This is a genomic window from Acetivibrio cellulolyticus CD2, from assembly GCF_000179595.2.
GTDB lineage: Bacteria > Bacillota > Clostridia > Acetivibrionales > Acetivibrionaceae > Acetivibrio > Acetivibrio cellulolyticus.
Window position 1 is genome coordinate 225,329 of sequence record NZ_JH556651.1, and the last position, 19,461, is coordinate 244,789.

At 36.6% G+C, this 19,461-nt stretch carries 26 protein-coding genes, 3 tRNA genes and 1 pseudogene; 20 read left to right on the forward strand and 10 right to left on the reverse strand.

Annotated features, from left to right (window positions below; translation table 11 throughout):
- Positions 1-77: 77 nt before the first annotated feature.
- The 3 genes from ACECE_RS26225 to ACECE_RS32495 all read right to left on the reverse strand — a co-directional run bounded on the left by ACECE_RS26225 (position 78) and on the right by ACECE_RS32495 (position 1,379).
- Positions 78-785 carry a DUF5714 domain-containing protein gene (locus ACECE_RS26225; RefSeq protein ID WP_162862448.1) on the reverse strand — a complete coding sequence of 236 codons (708 nt, stop codon included), beginning with the start codon at positions 783-785 and terminating at the stop codon, positions 78-80.
- A gap of 133 nt (positions 786-918) precedes the next feature.
- Positions 919-1,152 carry an SPASM domain-containing protein gene (locus ACECE_RS28905; protein ID WP_026073653.1) on the reverse strand — a complete coding sequence of 78 codons (234 nt, stop codon included), beginning with the start codon at positions 1,150-1,152 and terminating at the stop codon, positions 919-921.
- Positions 1,146-1,379, reverse strand: a complete 234-nt coding sequence (locus ACECE_RS32495; RefSeq protein ID WP_026073654.1) for a hypothetical protein — start codon at positions 1,377-1,379, stop codon at positions 1,146-1,148. The genes ACECE_RS28905 and ACECE_RS32495 overlap by 7 nt, the downstream gene beginning before the upstream one ends.
- Positions 1,380-1,460: 81 nt before the next feature.
- On the opposite strand from ACECE_RS32495, the gene ACECE_RS29930 reads away from it, so the two are divergent.
- Positions 1,461-1,604: a metal-sensitive transcriptional regulator gene (locus ACECE_RS29930; protein WP_235715900.1), complete on the forward strand. Its 144-nt coding sequence runs from the start codon at positions 1,461-1,463 to the stop codon at positions 1,602-1,604.
- Positions 1,605-1,661: 57 nt separating this feature from the next.
- Here the strand turns inward: ACECE_RS29930 and lgt are convergent, their stop codons facing one another.
- From lgt to ACECE_RS32240, 4 genes are all read right to left on the reverse strand, one after another.
- Positions 1,662-2,471 (reverse strand): prolipoprotein diacylglyceryl transferase, encoded by an 810-nt coding sequence (gene lgt / locus ACECE_RS0201215; protein ID WP_010243434.1) that lies wholly within the window; start codon positions 2,469-2,471, stop codon positions 1,662-1,664.
- 59 nt (positions 2,472-2,530) lie between these two features.
- Positions 2,531-3,346 (reverse strand): sulfite exporter TauE/SafE family protein, encoded by an 816-nt coding sequence (locus ACECE_RS0201220; protein WP_010243436.1) that lies wholly within the window; start codon positions 3,344-3,346, stop codon positions 2,531-2,533.
- Between the two features lie 36 nt (positions 3,347-3,382).
- Positions 3,383-4,585: an ROK family transcriptional regulator gene (locus tag ACECE_RS26235; protein WP_010243438.1), complete on the reverse strand. Its 1,203-nt coding sequence runs from the start codon at positions 4,583-4,585 to the stop codon at positions 3,383-3,385.
- A 725-nt stretch (positions 4,586-5,310) separates the two neighbouring features.
- Positions 5,311-5,433: a DUF1847 domain-containing protein gene (locus tag ACECE_RS32240; RefSeq protein WP_083878378.1), complete on the reverse strand. Its 123-nt coding sequence runs from the start codon at positions 5,431-5,433 to the stop codon at positions 5,311-5,313.
- Between the two features lie 823 nt (positions 5,434-6,256).
- Here ACECE_RS32240 and ACECE_RS0201240 point away from each other — a divergent pair.
- The 16 genes and pseudogenes from ACECE_RS0201240 to ACECE_RS0201315 all read left to right on the forward strand — a co-directional run bounded on the left by ACECE_RS0201240 (position 6,257) and on the right by ACECE_RS0201315 (position 15,420).
- Complete coding sequence (locus ACECE_RS0201240) at positions 6,257-6,628, forward strand: iron-sulfur cluster assembly scaffold protein (RefSeq protein WP_010243444.1); 372 nt, start codon at positions 6,257-6,259, stop codon at positions 6,626-6,628.
- Between the two features lie 94 nt (positions 6,629-6,722).
- Positions 6,723-7,136, forward strand: coding sequence for a MerR family transcriptional regulator (locus ACECE_RS0201245; protein WP_010243446.1), 414 nt, complete (start codon positions 6,723-6,725; stop codon positions 7,134-7,136).
- A gap of 166 nt (positions 7,137-7,302) precedes the next feature.
- Positions 7,303-8,214, forward strand: a pseudogene (locus ACECE_RS26245) (P-loop NTPase).
- 14 nt (positions 8,215-8,228) lie between these two features.
- Entirely contained in the window at positions 8,229-8,585 is a 357-nt protein-coding gene (locus ACECE_RS0201255) for a NifB/NifX family molybdenum-iron cluster-binding protein (RefSeq protein ID WP_010243448.1), read from the forward strand.
- Between the two features lie 51 nt (positions 8,586-8,636).
- Complete coding sequence (locus tag ACECE_RS30865; RefSeq protein ID WP_010243450.1) at positions 8,637-8,792, forward strand: hypothetical protein; 156 nt, start codon at positions 8,637-8,639, stop codon at positions 8,790-8,792.
- 11 nt (positions 8,793-8,803) lie between these two features.
- A complete protein-coding gene (locus ACECE_RS30870) occupies positions 8,804-8,950 on the forward strand; it encodes a hypothetical protein (RefSeq protein ID WP_010243452.1) in 147 nt (48 codons plus the stop codon).
- A 14-nt stretch (positions 8,951-8,964) separates the two neighbouring features.
- Positions 8,965-9,378 (forward strand): acyl-CoA thioesterase, encoded by a 414-nt coding sequence (locus tag ACECE_RS0201270; protein WP_026073656.1) that lies wholly within the window; start codon positions 8,965-8,967, stop codon positions 9,376-9,378.
- Between the two features lie 54 nt (positions 9,379-9,432).
- Entirely contained in the window at positions 9,433-9,795 is a 363-nt protein-coding gene (locus ACECE_RS0201275; protein ID WP_010243456.1) for a NifB/NifX family molybdenum-iron cluster-binding protein, read from the forward strand.
- A 244-nt stretch (positions 9,796-10,039) separates the two neighbouring features.
- Positions 10,040-10,504: a C-GCAxxG-C-C family protein gene (locus tag ACECE_RS0201280; protein ID WP_010243458.1), complete on the forward strand. Its 465-nt coding sequence runs from the start codon at positions 10,040-10,042 to the stop codon at positions 10,502-10,504.
- A complete protein-coding gene (locus tag ACECE_RS0201285; protein ID WP_010243460.1) occupies positions 10,498-11,019 on the forward strand; it encodes a DUF6125 family protein in 522 nt (173 codons plus the stop codon). Before ACECE_RS0201280 ends, ACECE_RS0201285 begins: the two co-directional genes overlap by 7 nt.
- 28 nt (positions 11,020-11,047) lie before the next feature.
- Positions 11,048-11,398, forward strand: coding sequence for a C-GCAxxG-C-C family (seleno)protein (locus ACECE_RS0201290; RefSeq protein WP_010243462.1), 351 nt, complete (start codon positions 11,048-11,050; stop codon positions 11,396-11,398).
- A 174-nt stretch (positions 11,399-11,572) separates the two neighbouring features.
- On the forward strand, positions 11,573-11,983 hold the full coding sequence (locus tag ACECE_RS26250) for a Fur family transcriptional regulator (RefSeq protein WP_010243465.1): 411 nt from the start codon (positions 11,573-11,575) through the stop codon (positions 11,981-11,983).
- Positions 11,984-12,391: 408 nt separating this feature from the next.
- A complete protein-coding gene (locus ACECE_RS0201300; protein ID WP_010243467.1) occupies positions 12,392-13,369 on the forward strand; it encodes a metal ABC transporter substrate-binding protein in 978 nt (325 codons plus the stop codon).
- Positions 13,369-14,076 (forward strand): metal ABC transporter ATP-binding protein, encoded by a 708-nt coding sequence (locus ACECE_RS0201305; protein ID WP_010243469.1) that lies wholly within the window; start codon positions 13,369-13,371, stop codon positions 14,074-14,076. The genes ACECE_RS0201300 and ACECE_RS0201305 overlap by 1 nt, the downstream gene beginning before the upstream one ends.
- On the forward strand, positions 14,069-14,905 hold the full coding sequence (locus ACECE_RS0201310) for a metal ABC transporter permease (RefSeq protein ID WP_010243471.1): 837 nt from the start codon (positions 14,069-14,071) through the stop codon (positions 14,903-14,905). The genes ACECE_RS0201305 and ACECE_RS0201310 overlap by 8 nt, the downstream gene beginning before the upstream one ends.
- Before the next feature lie 2 nt (positions 14,906-14,907).
- Entirely contained in the window at positions 14,908-15,420 is a 513-nt protein-coding gene (locus ACECE_RS0201315) for a TIGR03943 family putative permease subunit (protein ID WP_010243474.1), read from the forward strand.
- Positions 15,421-15,598: 178 nt separating this feature from the next.
- Here ACECE_RS0201315 and ACECE_RS0201320 read toward each other — a convergent pair.
- The 3 genes from ACECE_RS0201320 to ACECE_RS0201330 form a co-directional block, all read right to left on the reverse strand.
- Positions 15,599-15,683: transfer RNA gene (locus ACECE_RS0201320), tRNA-Tyr, on the reverse strand.
- Between the two features lie 9 nt (positions 15,684-15,692).
- Positions 15,693-15,768 (reverse strand) — tRNA-Phe (locus ACECE_RS0201325).
- 15 nt (positions 15,769-15,783) lie between these two features.
- A tRNA-Ile gene (locus ACECE_RS0201330) sits at positions 15,784-15,860 on the reverse strand.
- A 319-nt stretch (positions 15,861-16,179) separates the two neighbouring features.
- Here ACECE_RS0201330 and ACECE_RS0201335 point away from each other — a divergent pair.
- The 3 genes from ACECE_RS0201335 (at position 16,180) to ACECE_RS0201345 (ending at position 19,395) form a co-directional block, all read left to right on the forward strand.
- On the forward strand, positions 16,180-17,205 hold the full coding sequence (locus ACECE_RS0201335) for a M42 family metallopeptidase (RefSeq protein ID WP_010243476.1): 1,026 nt from the start codon (positions 16,180-16,182) through the stop codon (positions 17,203-17,205).
- A gap of 67 nt (positions 17,206-17,272) precedes the next feature.
- Complete coding sequence (locus ACECE_RS0201340; RefSeq protein WP_010243478.1) at positions 17,273-18,316, forward strand: M42 family metallopeptidase; 1,044 nt, start codon at positions 17,273-17,275, stop codon at positions 18,314-18,316.
- Between the two features lie 101 nt (positions 18,317-18,417).
- Positions 18,418-19,395 (forward strand): M42 family metallopeptidase, encoded by a 978-nt coding sequence (locus tag ACECE_RS0201345; protein WP_010243480.1) that lies wholly within the window; start codon positions 18,418-18,420, stop codon positions 19,393-19,395.
- Positions 19,396-19,461 lie beyond the last annotated feature (66 nt).

Sequence of the window (19,461 nt, forward strand, 5' to 3'; positions counted from 1 at the left end):
AAACTCATAAGTCAAGAAAGAGTAATAATACAATAATGAACCTAAAATCTGTATATGAAACAATTCAAAAATTGTTACTATTCAAGCGTTGACAGAAAGCAGCAGGTATATTTTGCATTTTGCAAGCTGTTAAAGTATTCCGTAACCTTCATAAAAGATTCTATCGAGGTTATGGCTTCACGCTTGCAGCATCTAGGACCTCCATACTTGCTGATTTCAAGCAGAGCATAACCGGTTACTCTACTGGCAGCACTTCGTTCATCCCGAGACATGGGGGTTGCGGCTTCAATAATCGATGTTGCAATTCCACATCCTGCACCTGCTCCACAGACCCCGTGAAATCCACAACTGCCGCCTTTAATATCCTTGCCGCGTTTTATGGCTTCCTTTATTTTAGAGGTATCTTTATTACGGAATAAGTTTTGATAGGCGGAAACAAGAACTGCAGGAACAATACTGTGGTATTCAGGTCCATGCATATTGAGGCTCGGTACCTCAAATACTTTTTGTGTAAGAATTATCGGATTGCTTTCACTGCTTGCAGTCAAAAGCCGTTCTACCTTCGCAAGAATATCAAGACTGTGGCAGGAGTCACAAATATAATGGCCATTTGTACATTTAACAAGAGTTTCAAACTCTTGGCGGCAAATACTACAGGTTTCCTTTGTAGTATTGTCAACTGAATACAAAAGTTCATTGCCGCATATTATACAACCTTTGGTTTTCAAGGGGGCACAGCAGCTTTCATTAATTCCGGTCTCTTCACTTTCATTTTCAAATGCCATTTTGTGTAGCTCATCAATATAATAGTTCACGCCTGTTTCTAAAAGCTCCTGGGTTGGTCTACAGTTGGGAGAATGAATGTTTCCGTTATTTTGATTTGCTGCAACTACTCCGCAGCCTCCTACGCAAATTATATCATATTTTGCAGTCCCTGCATTTTGAAATGCTTTTTACATCTCTTGTCTGCCAGGTTTTTATTACCTTGTGGTTCAGTTCTATTTCAGTCCAAAAGGTTCCCAGCAGATATTCTTCGCGTCCACAGCTTGCGGTACATCCATATATTTTGCCATAAAGGTCAAATGCCCACTCGGTTTTGCATGCAGGACATGTATCAAAGCTTGCTATATATAATTCGCCTGTATCTACCAAGTGGCGAATTCCCTTGAAGTCAGGTCTGTGAAATTTGGCGAGGACAGGATAGAAGCAAACTCACTCCACAATTGTACCTGTGTCATGAGATGCTGGGGTTTTGCATAACAGTCGAACAACTCATAGTTTCTGCCTATCTGGGTTTTAAAGAGTTCAGGCGGCAGATCAAGCCATCCCTTTTTATCCAGAAACTCTGCTAGGTTTACAATATCTTTGATATTTTCCATATCTACAACGGAACGCAGGTTTAAATGATTGAGTAGGATAAATACTGTACAGACATTTTAACACAGGTTGCAGCAGTTCGTTTGGCTATAAACAAAGTAGGCAGCCTTGTACTGGAGAAACATTCCATGAACTGCATTGAAAATGCAGTTTCATCTGAAGATAAAGAAAAAGCACTGCCTGAACTTGCAAATACAATGAAAAGTTTTATGAGGTTTGCAGAATAGAAACTGTTCAATAAAGTGGGTGCGGGCGGCATTCACTTTTGTTATATAACCAAGTTTTCAATTGTCGTATAACTTGGTTTTTAACTTGTATCTCCTTACAAAGAATAATGTAATACCTGTAATGAAAAACAATCCAGCTAACATTTGTGATACTCTAAATGTCCCAATAAATAAGCTATCTGTTCGTAATCCTTCAATGAAAAATCGTGCAAAACCATATAAAGCCAGATAAAGAACAAATACTTCACCGTCAATCTTTTTTTTCTTCCTGAACCATAGTAAAAGGAAAAACAGTCCAAGATTCCATAAGGATTCATATAGAAAGGTGGGATGAACTAATACTATTTGCATTTTTGAAGGGTCAAATATTCCCATCCTCCAAGGAAGATTTGTTTCAGTTCCATGAGCTTCCTGGTTAACGAAGTTTCCCCAACGGCCTATGGATTGAGCTAAAGCTACATAGGGTATAAGAAAATCAAAGAGATTCAATACATTTATTTTTCTCTTCTTTGTAAAAACAAAAGCTACGGCCACAGCAGTAAGTATTCCGCCGTATATTGCTAAGCCTCCATGATGTATGTTAATAACTTCAAGTAAATTATTCTTGTAGTTGGACCATTCAAACGCGACATAATAAAGCCTTGCCCCTATAATAGCCAGTGGGGCTACAACTATTAAAAGATCAGTTACATCATTCTGGTTAATTCCAAAAGTTTTAGAGTCTTTGTTAGCAAGCAAGAAAGCAAGTGCAAAGCTTGTTGCTATAATAATTCCGTACCAGTGTATACTGATGCCCAAAATACTGAATGCAATTGGGTTAATTGTAAAGCTAACCCCTAAGCCTGGAAATGTTATTGGTTGTATCATTTGATTTCCCTTTCTAAAATAGTAAGATATTTTAAAGTTTATAGAATTCAATTGTTAAACTAAAACGCCATAATCAATATTCTGATTCCTACAAGCCCTAAAGCAATAGCAAGGCTTCTTATTATCCAAATCCCGTTAAAACGGTTTGAGAGCCTTGCACCTAGTTGAGCACCAAACAATACGCCTGATGATAAAGCTACAGTTTGTAGTATACCTTTTGATAAAACTCCAGAGGCAATATGTACAATTGTTCCAGAAAGTGACATTACAGCCAGAACAAAGTGAGAAGTTGCTGTGGCAATATGAACTGGAAAATTAAGTGCATGTACCAATACCGGAACGTGAATGATGCCGCCCCCAATTCCGAGCAAGCTGGAAATATACCCCACAAAGATGCTAATGATTACACCAAGAAGGAGATTATAGGAAAATACATAGTTAACACCTTCGATATCAGTAATTGAACGAATTATGTGGTTTTTAGGTACTTCACCTTCAGCTGCTTTTGTATTTTTAGGTTTTATCATTAAAAATACCGAAGCTGCAATCAATAAAATACCAAATACGCAATTAAAAACATTCCTTGGAATTAGTGAAGTTGTATATGCACCAAGTATTGAACCAGGAATTGTACTAATTGCAAAAATCAAGCCGGATTTGAAATCTATCCTTTTCATTTTTGCATAAGCAAGTGAACCTGATAGCGCATTAAAGAAAACAACAGCAAGTGAGATGCTTGTGATGGTTTCAGGGCTTTTGTCAGGGTATAAAAGTAAAAGGACCGGTACTAAAATAAACCCTCCTCCGGCACCTATAAGCGTACCGAAGGTTCCTACCATAAAACCTAAAGGCAATAGCCATAAAAACTGTTCCATAATCTAAAAATCAACTCCATAATCTAAGATAGAATTCTATTTTAAATAATAATCCAACAATAGACCGCCAACACCTGTAACTACTGCATTCTCTCCTAATGTTTCTTTACTGAATTGAATTGTGGGCTGAGAGCATTTTTGTATGTTTTTCATAGTCATATTTACAGTCAGATGAAATAGGCGATCACATTTCCTGAATAATGGCCCTCCAAGTATAATTAGGTCTGGGGCTAAAATATTTTCTATAGCTAAAAGCCCCTTTGACATATAGCTTGCTGTGTTTTCAAGTATTTCATTTGCAAGTAAGTCATGGCTTTCAACAGCATCAAGAAAAGTATCCAGATTGATAGCAGAAATATCAAACTCAACTTTTTGCAGTGCTTTTGAACTTCTGCCTTTGCAAATTTCATTTTTAAAAGCACTTAAAACAGCAGGAACTGAAACAAATGTTTCTAGGCAACCACTATGACCGCAATAACAGATTGGACCAGCAGTATCTATTTTCAAATGGCCAAATCCGCCACTATAATTATTTAAATTTCTCACATGCTTTCCGTTTGAAACCAAGCCTAACCTTAGACCTACTCCCGCTGTTATGTAAGCAATGTTGTTAAAGTTTTTACCTGAACCTTTTATATATTCTCCAAAAGCACCTGCGTTTACACCATTTTCAACAAGTGTTGGCAGTTTGGTATGTTCCTCAATCATGTCTTTAATGGGTATATTTTTCCATTTGTCGTTGGGAAAATTCGCAGGATTTAAAATAACTCCCTTATTATGATCAAGAGGGCCAATAGCACCTATACCGATTCCGAGGATTTTACTGCTTTCAATATCTTTACAAAAATCAGAAACAAGGGATGAGATTTTTTTAACTGTTTTTTCAGGAGTTGAGTCTCTAAACATTCCAAAGGCTTCTGCTCTGAGAATATTACAATCCATATCCATAAGTGCCAGACGAGTATACATCCTTGTAATTTCAACACCAATTATATATCCTGCGTTAAGGTCTATGGAGTATAACAGAGGTTTTCTTCCTCCGGTAGAAATGCCGGTGTCTACAATTTTAACCAACCCAGAACTCATTAAATCATTGATAATTCTATTCAAAGTTGAAAGTTTATACCCTGATAAAGAAACAAGTTTTGATTTTGTAACAGAGTCATTATACCTAATTAGGTTAAATATTTTTTTGTGCTCATCATACTTTAGATTAAGGGAATTGCCTGAAATGGTCATAAGTAATCCGCCTTTATTGTAATATAAATAAGATTATACTACTTATATATAAAATGGTCAAAACATTTTCTGCAGGTTAGGACCTTTTCACTGTTTTTTAATTTTGATTCTGCCTCTTTCTAACAAAGTGAAAGAGGCAAAAACGGAGGGGAGCGATGCCTCGGAGTTTTTATTTTGGAGTTGTAATTACTTATAGCCAATATGGCTATAAGTAATCGACGGTAAAGAACAAAAATTTTAAAATTAGCACTGAATCAAACGAATTATATTTTACTAATAATATATAATATATTTAAACATAAAAGTATATTAAAATGGATGGTATTAGGAACTGAAGGTTTTTAAACGGAATAGTTTTAAATCATAAATATAATTGAAAACGGGAGAGGTGAATAATTTGACTCACAAATTTGATATAAATAACAGGCACAAATTAGATAATGAGAAAAGATGCAGTATTATGCCTCCGTATAAAACACTTAAAATGCTTGGTTATAATGGTGAAACGGACTTTGCAGATATAGGATGCGGCATTGGATATTTTACCATTTCAGCAGCCGGAGATTGCTGGAATTTCTTCGACTGTTTATGTTCTGGATATTTCGCTTGAAATGCTGGAGGAAGTGGAAAAAAGAGCATCGAAAGCAGAGCTATCCAATATACGTACTATAAAGACAGAGGAATATGATTTAAAACTCAAAAATCAAACAGTTGGATTTGCTCTTTTAAGCAATGTTGAGGTTTTCTTGAAGGATTATATCATGCCCCAGGCAAAGTCCTATAAGGATGGTGAACTGGACTCCTGAGGAATTCAGTATATTTGCCTGCCCAAGGGGGTTGCAGGATATAGTATTATTTGTTTTGCTTGATTATATATTAAATAGTTTTTACATAACTTTATTAATCATGTTTTCTAATTCATGGATTGACCTTAAACCTATAACATGTTGTGCGATAATTCCGTCTTTGAACAATATAAGTGTAGGTATACTCATTATCCTGAAATGAAGTTCATTAACCTACTATTAAACATCATAAAAGATGTGTAAAAAATTTTATAAATTATTCATTATTCAATTAATAAGGGGTAGTGGAGTATCCGTGCAATTAACTAACTAAGTTAAGATAAATGGGGCTCAGGGGGGCGAAGCAAATGTAAATTATTTATAGTTAGGGCAAGTTGATCTTCCTTTTTATATTTTCTCTTGATCAGCTTGCTAAAATTGCAGATGAATTGAAATCAGCAGGTGTAAAAAATTGCTCCCATGTATTGTATAGGAATCTTTTCAAGCTGTTTCTTAAAAAGCAAATTCGGTGACAATTGCTTGATGCCCAACTTAGGGGATAAAGTCATTTTTAAAGATTAACTAAGATTAACTTCCTTAGAATTGACAAAGTATAAAATTAGATGTAATATTATTATGTGCATATGCACATAATAATATTGAGGTGAGACGATGAATAGTACAAGCGAAACTAAATATTTAAAAAGCACAGCAGCCTGGTTGAGTTCGCATTTGGAAGCAGTAAATAAGAGGTTATCTGATTTGAATTCTCAATCATAGATTTTTCTTTTGCCTAAACTTCAATGAAATTATTGAAATATATTAAAAAGATATATATAATTTTTAGGGATGTATGTATATAATATTATTGAGGCGGTGGTCAAAATTGTACACAGAAAAGGTTTTAGATCATTTCATGAGTCCAAGAAATACAGGAAGTATGCCGGATGCTGATGCGGAAGGCACAATGGGTGATCCAAAATGCGGAGATTCATTGAATATTTACATTAAAGTAAATAATGATGTTATTAAAGATATCAGCTTTCTCGCTTTTGGGTGTGCTGCTTCTATAGCAACCAGCAGTATGACAACAGAGCTTGTTAAGGGAAAAACACTTGAGGAAGCTTTGAAAATTACCGAGCAGGATGTGATTGATGCTCTGGATGGATTGCCTGAGGAGAAAAAGCACTGTTCAAACTTGGGAGTAAGTGCATTGAAAAAGGCTATCCAGAATTATATGGAGAAACTTGATGTATAGAAAACTTCAAAATTGACAAACAGGTTTCCTCAAAATATACTTAGAGGAGGCGGTTAAGTAGTTTATAGCCAAGATAATCTGGATGGTGAAATACATGTTTGATGAAGACAAAGGATTGTATACTATAGGCACAGTTGCGGAATTAATTGGAGAGCATCCTGAGACGCTAAGGGTTTGGGAGAAAAACGATCTTTTGCGCCCTAACAGGGAGGGATATCAAAGAAAATATTCCAATAATGACGTGAAAAGGCTTAAGTTTATAAAGCACCTTATGCATGAAAAAGGTCTGAATATTGCCGGGGTAAAGCATTTAACCTCAATGTATTCCTGCTGGTATAAACGTAACTGCAAGGGTGGGGCAACACAGAACAGCCCTGTTCCTGTAAATGAATCGAAGCCTTGCTGGAAGCTTGAGGGAACCTTTTGCCTTGTTGCAAGTGATAAGGCTGAAATGTGCAGTACGTGTGATATGGTTAAAAAGTGCATAGGCTGTACAGGATGCAAATAACAAAATTTCAGAATGAAAAATTAAGGTAGATTTTGTTGAAATGTCTTTAACGGGAATCGATAAATCAAGGAAGAACAATAATTTCCTAGACATTTTAAAAAAGTTAATATAAACTTCAATAATTTTATTGAATTGAATTCGAACGATACAATTAGGAGATGACGACATGAGTGAGTGTAGTTGCGATTGCACCAGCACAGATTGTGCAAGTGAAGGATGTTCTACAAATGGATGCGGAAGTAAGCCGGGACGCATGGCGAGCAGTGAAGCGAAGCGGAACGACCAGCCACAGGACTTCCTTGAGAAAACCCATGAACTTAACCGAATTAAAAAGGTAATTGGTGTAGTCAGTGGAAAAGGCGGTGTAGGGAAGTCTCTGGTGACATCCACTTTAGCGGTGCTGATGAGAAGAAAGGGGTATAAGGTAGGCATCCTTGATGCGGATATTACTGGTCCATCCATACCTAAAATGTTTGGTATTACTAAAAAGGCCGAGGGAAGTGAGTTTGGGATTTATCCTGAAAAAACTCATAACAACATTAATGTAATGTCAGTAAACCTACTGCTTGAAAAGGATGATTCTCCAGTAATTTGGAGAGGACCTATAATTTCGGGTACAGTAAAACAATTCTGGACGGATGTGATATGGGGAGATGTCGATTATCTTTTTCTCGATATGCCTCCGGGAACTGGAGATGTACCTTTAACAGTATTTCAGTCCATACCCTTGAACGGTATAGTTATTGTCACATCGCCTTAGGATTTGGTTTCATTAATAGTGAGGAAGGCTTATAACATGGCTAAATCAATGAATATACCTGTACTCGGTATTGTAGAAAACATGAGCTGGCTGAGGTGCCATGACTGTGGTAAAGATATTCAGTTATTTGGAAAAAGTAAAATAGAGGAAATAGCTTCCAAGCTAGGTGTGCCTGTACTTGGAAAGATGCCTATCGATCCATCAGTAGCTGAGCTTTGCGATAAGGGAGAAATTGAAAAGTTAAACCATTCTTATCTTGATAGTGCTGTTGAGTATATTGAAAAAGGCACCATGGATAAATGCCCAATTAAAGAGTAATGGAGTGATTAATAATGAAAATTGCAGTCCCATCTGAGGAAAATACAATAGAGAGCAGTGTATGTCAGTCTTTTGGGCGCACTTACTACTTTATAGTTGCCGATTCGGAAACACTTGAGTATAAAGTAATTGATAATCAAGCGGTCAGCAGCCAGGGAGGAGCAGGAATAAAGGCTGCCCAGGCTGTTGTGGACAGTGGTGCGGATGCGGTGGTAACCTTCCATTGCGGTCAGAATGCAGCTGATGTGCTAAAGGCGGCAGATATTAAAATAATAAAGGCAGTTCCTGGTACAGTCTCAGAAATGATTCAAAAATACAAGGCAGGGGAGCTTGCCGAGATGACTGAGATACAACCCGGGACGCATGGGTGAGCAGTTGATGAAGTCAACGACCAACCGGGGTACCAGCATGGGGGCTAATTCATGCAGATAGCTGTTTTAAGCGGAAAGGGAGGCACCAGAAAAACCTTCGTATCGGTAAAGACAATGGTGTATAGAAATGAAGTCGAGGTTTTCTCAACAGCAGAACTTAAAATGGGAAACGGTGCTTCTGGAAAGTTGGTCACATCTGTGCACTGAGAAATATTCCGGTGGCTGGCAGAATACCTTTCGATCCACAGGTGGTTGAAGCAGTCAATACGGGAAGACCAGTAGTATTAATTGATAATAGCCCTGCCAAGGATTCGATTTTGGAAATATGGGAAACTGTATCATCAATACTGCTGAAGGATAATTGAAAGGGTGGTTAGATTTGCAGTCAGAGACACAATTTATTGCAAGGTATGCTGAAACAGATCAGATGGGTATTGTACACCACTCAAATTACCCTATATGGTTTGAGGCAGGCAGAACTGATTTTCTAAAGAAGTCAGGAATGGCAAATTCAAAGATTGAGGAATTGGGGATACTGCTTCCCCTTTCGCATATAGATTGCGCCTTTAAAAGTCCCGCACGATATGAGGGGGAGATAATGGTGAAAACACCACTCTGGGAGATGTCCCGTGCAAGGATAGAATTTGAGTATGAGATTGTCAAAGATAAGGGGGGGGCCCCCACTGCAATTGGGGGTGCATCGCACGCACGGGCTGATAAATCTCTTAAACCTCTGAATATTGAAAAAAAGCTGCCAGAGAGGTGGTGTATTCTGAAAAAAGCCATGGGTTAAACTAATGCTTGGAGAAAAATAATCAATTAAAAAAACGAGAGGAGTTTTATAATTATGAAAATTGCAGTTGCAAGTGAAGGAAGAATAGTAGCACAGCATTTTGGACACTGTGAAGGGTTTAACGTATTTACAGTAGAGGAGGGTAAGGCTACAGGCAGCAAATTTGTTCAAAATCCCGGGCACAAGCCAGGGTTTCTGCCGAATTACCTTAATGAAATAGGTGTTAATGTTATTATTTCCGGTGGTATGGGTGGAGGAGCTATAGAAATATTTAATGAAAAGGGTATACAGGTAGTTACCGGAGCAACAGGAGATGTTGAGGATACAGTAAATAAATTCCTTGCAGGAAATCTGAAATCAAACGGCAGTATATGCCAAGAGCATCAGAATAGTGACAACTGCGGAGGGCATAGCTGATACTTTTAGGTGAAAAATAGGATTTGTATATATTTGGTTGTTTGCTCATAATATTTAATCTTAGCTAAAGCAGGACAAGTGCCTGCTATTTTTCTATTTGAATATAATAAAAACTTTGTAAAGAAGGTTTTCTGAATAGTTTAATTAACATTAGAAGTTGTAGAGGAGAAATTGGAATGGTACATATATATTCCATGAACGTTGTAAAGAAAATAAATTAAAATGAAATGGTGGTGGGGGTATTTTGAAGGATAATCCTGAATATGCAGTTAAATTGTTTAAAGATGGTTATAATTGCTCACAGGCGGTTATAGGAGCATATTGTGAAGAACTAGGCATGGACATGGAAATGGCACTAAAACTAGCATCTTCATTTGGTGGAGGAATGGGAAGGCTCAGGGAGGTTTGTGGTGCTGTTTCTGGAATGTTCATGGTTGCCGGTATTAAATACGGGTATACTGACCCAAAGGACAAGGTAATAAAGCAAAAGCATTATGAGTTGGTTCAAATGCTTTCTCAAAGATTTAAAGAAAAAAACGGCTCCATTATATGCAGGGAGCTCCTAGGTTTAGATATTAAACATGACTCTCCTGTACCAGATGCAAGAACAAAAGAATATTATAAGAAGCGTCCTTGTGTAGAGCTTGTAAAATGTGCAGCTGAAATAGTGGATGAAGTATTGAAGGAAAAGGAGCTCGGCTCATGCTAAAGGCAGAAAGGATACAGGATTTATCAAAGGAAGAATTGCTGGAGCTCAATAAAATATATGCAAAAAACTGGCTTGCTCATGACGGACTTTGGTTTCAATCCATAGAAGAAAAATATGGTATGGACATGGCGATCGATATGGACAGGGAAGCATGGAGAAGGTTTACTGTGATTGAGGCAAGGCGGCTAATAGACTTTTTGCAACTTGGAAGCAATTCTGGCATAGATGGACTAAAAAAAGCTCTTTCTTTCAGGCTTTACTCCATGATAAATGAAGATGAAATTGTGGTTGAAGGTGATAATGTGCTTTTATACCGTGTCAAAACTTGCAGAGTCCAGCATGCAAGAAGAAAAAAGAACTTGCCTGATTTTCCGTGCAAATCCGTAGGTATTATTGAATACAGTCTGTTTGCCAAAACTATTGATGAACGGTTTGAAACAGAGACTATAAGCTGTTATCCGGATATAACGGATCCTGAATATAATTGTATATGGAAGTTTACTTTAAAAACGTGAAGCTTTGAAATTTAAATGGAGGTTGGAAATGTCTGTAAATACTGCGAAAAATCATTACCTTGGCAAAGAGGGATATACAAGAATGAATTGTGCACAATCGGTGATTAGTGCGTTTAAAGAAAAATATAATTTGAGTACTGAAGCCATTGAAGCTTTCGGAAATTTTGGTACCGGCAGAGCCCCAGAAGGATTATGTGGTGCTTTATATGCAGCAAAGTATATTTTTGAAAAATATGCTGCTGTAGAAAAAAGTATTGAGTTGGAAAAATATTTTTTCGATCAAGCAGGCGCAGTAAAATGCGATGAGATTAGAATGCGCAAAAAATTATCCTGCCTTGGTTGCGTTGAAAAATGTGCAGAGTTTTTAGAGAGAGGATAATTTAAAATCCATCTTGTTTTTTGGATAAAATAACTGCTTGTAACAGCTGCAATGCATCTTGTAAGGTATCAATATTCTAATGCTACCTAATGCTACCTGGTAAAGATTGACACATAGTTGGAAATATGCTAGAATATTTGAAAATGGTTATCATTATCATATTGGAGGCCTTGAATGAGTACAAGAAGTTGCTACAAAACTAAACAGAAGGATTTGATTTTAGCTTACCTTGCAGGTAAGAAAAATCAATATGTTTCAGTTGATATGATTGCAGAATGCCTCAAAGGGAAAGTTGGAATAACAACAATATACCGCTACCTGGATAAGCTTATTAAAGAAGGTGTCGTTCTAAAGCATGCTATATCTGATAGTAAGAATGCTTACTATCAGTATTTAGAACCGTCAGAAAAGAGTTTAAATCAATATAATCTTTTATGTGTTGAATGTGGCCAGATACTTCATTTGGGGTGTAATTATCTTGATGAGTTGTCAATATACGTACAGAAAGAGCTTAGTTTTAAAATAGATAATCATAAGACTATATTTAATGGGTACTGTGAAAATTGTATTGATGAAAAACAATAATTACTTAAATGGTTAAATGATTGGCAAGGAGGAAGTAATTGCAATGTGTAATAAATACTTTAATACTAGAAGAATTGTAGTGCTACTTATTTTAATTTGCATTATTTCTACCTTCTTATTGCTCATCGGTTTCTCAATATCCCATGCTGATCATCATTGCACGGGAAGCAGTTGCCCGATATGTGCTCAAATTAACACATGTCTGGATTTTTTAAACAATCTAGTAAGTATTTTTTGTATAACATATCTATTTTTTATTTTTATCAGTTTATTGTATTCTAAATGTTTATTTATTAAACACTTCCTAAAAAAAGAAAGCACCCTTGTAGGATTAAAAGTGCAATTTAATAATTGAGAGCCTCCAAGTATTTTACAACTGAAAACAAAAAATTAGGAGGCTATTTTTGCATGAAAAAATTTATTTCAAGCATTTTTTTGGTTATGCTTATGGCAATAACTTTGGTGGGTTGTACTCAAAAGGAGGTTAAAGAAACCTCTAAAATAGATAATAAGCTTAACATTGTGGCAACAATCTTTCCACAGTACGATTTTACAAGAGCAATAGTTGGTGATAAGGCAAACTTGTCCATGTTGGTAAGTCCTGGCACATCAGTACATTCGTTTGAGCCATCCCCTGCGGATATAATAAAAGTAAAAAATGCTGACGTATTTATCTATATAGGCGGTGAAAGTGATGCCTGGATAGATAATATTTTAAAATCAATAGATATATCAAAAAAGAAAATCATACGTTTGATAGATTATGTAAATACAGTAGAAGAACAAACTGTGGAAGGTATGGAACCTGAAAAGGATGAGTCTGAAAGTGAGGGACATGATAAAAAAGAAGAGCATGAATATGATGAACATATTTGGACGTCACCGAAGAATGCCATAAAATTGATTGGAGCGATTTCAGAATGTTTATGTGAAAAGGATAAAACAAACGCTGGATTTTACCGTCAAAATGCCCAAAATTATATTGATGGAATTAAAAAAGTTGATGAGGATATTGCTTCGATTGTAAAGAATTCATCAAATAAGCTAATTGTAGTTGCTGATAAATTTCCGTTTCGCTATTTTGTGGATGAATACGGTCTTAAATATTGTGCAGCATTCGGCGGATGCAGTGACCAAACAGATGCAAGTGCTTCAACTATCGCATATATGGTAGATACAGTGAAGAAAAACAAAATCCCTTATGTATACTATGTGGAACTCAGCAATCAGAATGTAGCCAAATCAATATGTGAACAAACAGACTCAAAAATGCTTCTTCTTCATTCTTGCCATAATGTTTCAAGAGAAGATTTTGATTCAGGAGTGACATACCTTTCTCTAATGAAACAAAATGCTGAGAATTTGAGAAAGGGGCTTGGTAAGTGATGAGTATCATTTCTTGTAAGGGAATATCAATTAAATATGATGGAGGTTTTGCTGTAAAGGATGTAAGCTTTGAATTAATGCAGGGAGACTATCTTTATATTGTTGGAGAAAACGGCTCGGGCAAAAGTACTTTAATGAAAGGCATTCTAGGTCTATTGAAACCTGCCAATGGTCAGATTATATTTAACGGATTAAAACAAAAGGAAATAGGCTATCTGCCTCAACAAACAGTTGTTCAAAAAGATTTTCCTGCAAGTGTATATGAGGTAGTACTTTCAGGTTGTTTAAATCGGCATGGATTTATGCCATTTTATTCAAAAAAAGATAGAGAAAATGCTAAAAATAATATAAAACATCTTGGGATTGAAGCATTTAAAAAGAAGTCTTACCGTGATTTATCTGGCGGGCAACAACAGCGCGTGCTTTTAGCACGCGCTCTGTGCGCTACCGATAAGCTGTTAATGTTGGATGAACCGGTTTCAGGTCTTGATCCCGTTGTGTCTTCGGAAATGTATTCCTTGCTTTATAAGTTAAATCATGAACACGGTATAACAATCATTATGATATCTCATGATATACAGAGTGCTGTCCAATACGGCAATAAGATTTTACACATGCAAACATCACCCTTGTTTTTTGGTTCCACAATGGAATATATGAATACCAATATAGGTATTAGAATGATGGGAGGTGTAGAAAATGCTTAATTTATTGCAAGAGCTTTTTTCTTATCCCTTTATTATAAGAGCTTTAGTGGTAGGTATTCTCGTTTCTTTATGTGCATCCTTGCTTGGAGTAAGTCTTGTTCTAAAGCGTTATTCTATGATTGGTGATGGACTCTCCCATGTTGGATTTGGAACTTTGGCAATAGCAATGTCATTGAATCTTGCACCTCTACAGGTTTCAATACCTTTGGTCATTCTTGCGGCATTTTTACTGCTTAGGTTAAGCGAAAATAGCAAAATTAAAGGTGATGCAGCCATAGCGCTTATTTCAAGCAGTTCTCTTGCAATAGGTGTTATTACCATATCATTAACCACAGGAATGAACGCTGATGTATGTAACTATATGTTCGGAAGTATACTTACAATGAGTAAAGGAGATCTTTACCTTAGCGTAACTGTATCAGTTGTAGTACTGATTTTATATGTACTTTTCTATAATAAAATATTTGCAGTTACATTTGATGAAAGCTTTGCAAAAGCCACTGGCACAAAAACAGGTTTATATAACATGCTTATTGCATTTCTTACTGCATTGATAATTGTAGTAGGAATGAGAATGATGGGAGCATTACTTATATCCAGCCTTATTATTTTCCCTTCTTTAACATCTATGAGGGTATTTAAAAGTTTTAAGAGCGTTGTAATCAGTTCAACTATACTATCGGTTACTTGTTTCTTTATTGGTTTAGTCGCTTCTTTTCAGTTTTCAACTCCTGCAGGTGCAAGCGTTGTAGTAGTAAACCTCGGAGCATTCTGTATGTTTTTTATTGCTGGACTGGTTCAAAAAAAGTTTAATATAAATGGAGGTTAATAATGAAAAAAATATTTATTTTTACGTTATTCATTTTAATTATATTTCTTGCCGGATGTAACAAGAAACCATTGTTAAGTGAACCTGGTACAACATCTATAGCCGAAGAGCAGACAGATAAATCAGCAGTGGTTTCAACACCAGAAGATCAAACAAATAGCAGTGGAAATATTGTTAAAATAAGTGAAAGGTTCTTTATTCAACAGTGCAATGATATATATACCAATCTCAATGATTATAAAGGTAAGACCATTCAGTTAGAGGGCATGTATGATTCATATACTGACGAGGAAACAGGTAAAACTCGTCATGCGGTGATTCGAAAAAGTCCTGGCTGCTGTGGAAATGATGGTGTTGTGGGATTTGAATTTTCCTATGACGGGCAAATGCCTAAGCTCAATGAATGGATTAAGGTAACTGGAACATTGGAGGTTGAAGAATCCGAAGATATCATATTACACCTTTCAAAACTTGAAGTTTTAGAAATACGTGGCAAAGAATTTGTGACAAATTAACTTAGAACAATAGAGAAAAGTGGTATTATGTAGGTTCATCTATACCTTTTTACTAAAACCTGCAAAATATAATTTAACATCAACATACACATTATGTAAATCTTTTCGTAATTCCAACAATTTAATCAACTAAATTGATAAAATTAAAAGAGCTAGACAGATTAGTCTAACTCTTTTTTGGTGGGAGGAGATGGATTCGAACCATCGAAGTCAGAGACAACAGATTTACAGTCTGCCCCCTTTGGCCGCTCGGGAACCCTCCCATATTTAATTGGTGCCCAGAGCCGGAATCGAACCAGCGACACGAGGATTTTCAGTCCTCTGCTCTACCGACTGAGCTATCTGGGCGTCTTACAAGTGTTTTGGTGGGCCTTCAGGGACTCGAACCCCGGACCAACCGGTTATGAGCCGGTTGCTCTAACCAACTGAGCTAAAGGCCCTTGCAAAGACGACAAGTGATAGTATAATGTAAAAGTTATGTTTAGTCAAGAGTATTTTTTAGAAAATTTAAAATAATTTTAGTTTTAGTCTACTGATTCAAGCCATTTATTTGCATATTTATAGAGCGGTATTATATAATTAAATAATACTTTTACAAGTACGTTGTTTCTGGAAGCCAATATATCTTGTTGTAATTAATACTAAGTTTTGGTAAGTTATATATTGTTGGATCAGGCTTTCAAAAAAGTTTGCTAAAAAGCATATTTTTTGAACAATACTATTAAGTAGAGAAATAAGTCAAAATTTACGAGGTGAAAAATGGACCATATAAGCGTTTTGAAAGACCTTAGCGCATTTACCGGTGTATCGGGCAGAGAGGAAGGCATATCTAAATATATTGCAGAGTTATTTAAGAACTACTGCGATAGTGTAGAGATAGATAAATTTTATAATGTCAGTGGTTATAAAAAAGGTTCAGCTGAAGCTGGGAAAAAGATTATGATCATGGCTCACCATGATGAGATCGGTCTGATGGTTAAAAGTATTGATGAAAATGGTTTTATAAAATTCACCAGTATCGGTGGAGTAGACAGTAAAATACTTCTTGCACAGGAGGTAGTGGTGCATGGAAGTGAGGACATTTATGGAGTTATTGGAGCAAAGCCGCCTCATCTTCTTAAACCGGAAGAGACAAAAAAGGCAGCAAAAATGGACGATCTGTATATTGACACAGGCTTTAACAAGGAGAGTATTTCAAAACTGGTTTCAATCGGAGATATTATAACTTTAAAAACATATCCATTTGAATTAAAGGGGAACAAGCTAAGTTCAAAATGCCTGGATAACAGGGCGGGAGTAGGTGTATTGCTTGATATTATGGATCGGCTTTCAAAGCTTAAGCATAATGATGATATAATTTTTGTTGCAACTTCACAGGAGGAATTAGGATTAAGCGGTGCAAAGATTGCTGCCTATAATATAAATCCTGATCTTGCAATTGTCATTGATGCTTGTCATGGGGAAATTCCGGATGCATCAAAGGATGAAACATATCCTTTGGGTAAGGGGCCGGCTATTGCAATTGGGCCAAATCTGCACAGACAAAATACAAAAAAAATAATTGATTTGGCAAAGGAAGAAAATATACCATACCAGATTGATGTGGAACCGGGAAACACAGGAACAGAAGCTTGGGCAACTCAGGTATCCAGGTCTGGAATTCCTACGTTACTGGTTTCCATTCCGTTAAAGTATATGCATACGACAATAGAGACCATACATATCAACGATATTAAAAATGCCGGGAAGCTGGTTTCAAGGTTTGTTTCAGATAGTGCTCTGTAATGCAATCAGTAATGATAAGAAGCACTGGATTTGTTTTTACTACTACTGTTGAAATGGAGGAAGTAAGGTGTATATAAAAGAACTTACGGAATTAAATGGGGTTTCGGGCAATGAGGATGAAGTCAGGGAATATATTAAACTGCATATAAAAGAATTTGCTGATGAGATTAATGTCGACTCAATGGGAAACGTGATTGCATTTAAGAAAGGAAAAAACAGCAAATACAAGGTGATGCTTTCTGCTCATATGGATGAAGTTGGGTTTATGGTTACGGGGTTTGGCGAGAATGGTGTGCTGAAATTTGCTACTGTTGGAGGAATTGATGAAAGAATACTTCCTGGGAAAAGGGTATTGGTCGGAGATAAAAATATACCGGGAGTAATAGGATCAAAACCTATTCACATGCAGGAGCGGGATGAAAGAAGCATTAATATAAAGCAAAAAAAGATGTATATAGATATTGGCACGGACAAAAAGGATGAATCCGAGAAGCTGGTTTCACTGGGTGATTATGTGTCATTTTACAGTCCGTTTACCGAATTCGGAGAAGGTCTTGTAAAGGCAAAAGCATTGGATGACAGGGTTGGATGTGCAATATTGCTTGAAGCACTTAAAGAAAGATATGAATTTGACCTGTATGCATGCTTTACAGTACAGGAAGAGGTGGGACTAAGAGGATCCCAGGTGGCAGCCTTCACTGTCAATCCTGACCTTGCACTTGTGGTAGAGGGGACTACATGTTCTGATGTACCCGGGGTGGACAAATACGAATATTCCACAATCCATGGGGATGGCGCGGCTCTTACTATAATGGACCGTACATCATACCCAAACAAGAACCTTGTTAATTATATTTATGAGCTTGCAAAGAAAAATCAAATACCTGTACAATTCAAGCAGACTACATCGGGTGGTAATGATGCGGGAAAAATACAGTTGAGTCAGGCAGGGGTGGTAACAGCGTCTATATCGGTTCCGTGCAGGTATATTCATTCACCTGTATCCGTTATGAGCAAAAAAGACTTTGAGAGCTGTAAGAATATTGTAATGGCAGTTTTAAGTGACCTGGGAAGGAATCAGGACTTGATTTCGTCTTTTGCTGTAAAATGAAATAGGTAAAATCCGGTGAAGCTAAATGCCCCAGAGATTTTGATTAAATACGAAAAGTTTTAATTAAAGATGAAGAGGATATAAAACAGGAGGAATCGTTTATGTTTGATTTGATAAAAAGGTTGACAGACTCTTTTGGCGTTTCAGGAAATGAAGAGGGAATAAGAGAGGCTATCATTAATGAGATTAAGAATGATATTCAGGTAATAAATGTGGATGCGCTGGGAAATCTCTTTGCAATTAAAAGAGGAAAAGGAAAAAAGATAATGGTTGCCGCACACATGGATGAGATAGGTGTTATGGCTACATATATAGATGAAAACGGTTTTATAAGGTTTTCAAATGTAGGCGGAGTTTCACAGTTTGTTTCGGTTGGTCAGAAGGTGAGATTTAAAAACGGGACGATAGGTGCGGTATTTTACGAAGATAAGCTGGAAGATATGAAAAGCCTCAAACTCTCAAAGATGTATATAGACATTGGCGCAAAGGATAAGAAGGAAGCTGAGAAATCTGTTAGAATCGGAGATGTTGCCTGCTTTGTAGGTGACGCTGTAAGGCAGGGAAATATGGTTATTTCAAAAGCTATAGACGACAGGAGCGGTTGTGCTGTTTTAATCAAGGCAATAAAGGATTTGCCTGAGACAGATAATGAAATATACTTTGTATTTACAGTGCAGGAGGAACTGGGATTAAGAGGTGCAAAGACTGCAGCATACCAATTAAACCCGGACTTTGCTATTGCACTTGATGTTACAGCTACCGGGGATACACCAGAGGCAAATCTTATGGAAGTAAAGTGCGGAAATGGTCCTGCGATAAAGATAAAGGACAGATCTGTTATATGCCATCCTGAAGTAAAAAAACTTTTGGAAGAGTCAGCTAATAGAATTAATGTTCCATATCAGTTTGAAGTTCTTGAATTTGGAGGCAGTGATCCTGGAGCTATACACATATCCGGAGGGGGAATTCCAACAGGTGCAATTTCAATTCCATGCAGATATCTTCATAGTCCTGTTGAAGCTGCAAGTTTGCAGGATATTGAAAATGCAGCAAAACTTTTAGTTGAAGCTATAAAATAGAATTAACCTGAATAAATATAATAATATAATATTCTTTTTGAAAGTGTTTACAATCAAGTGGGGATG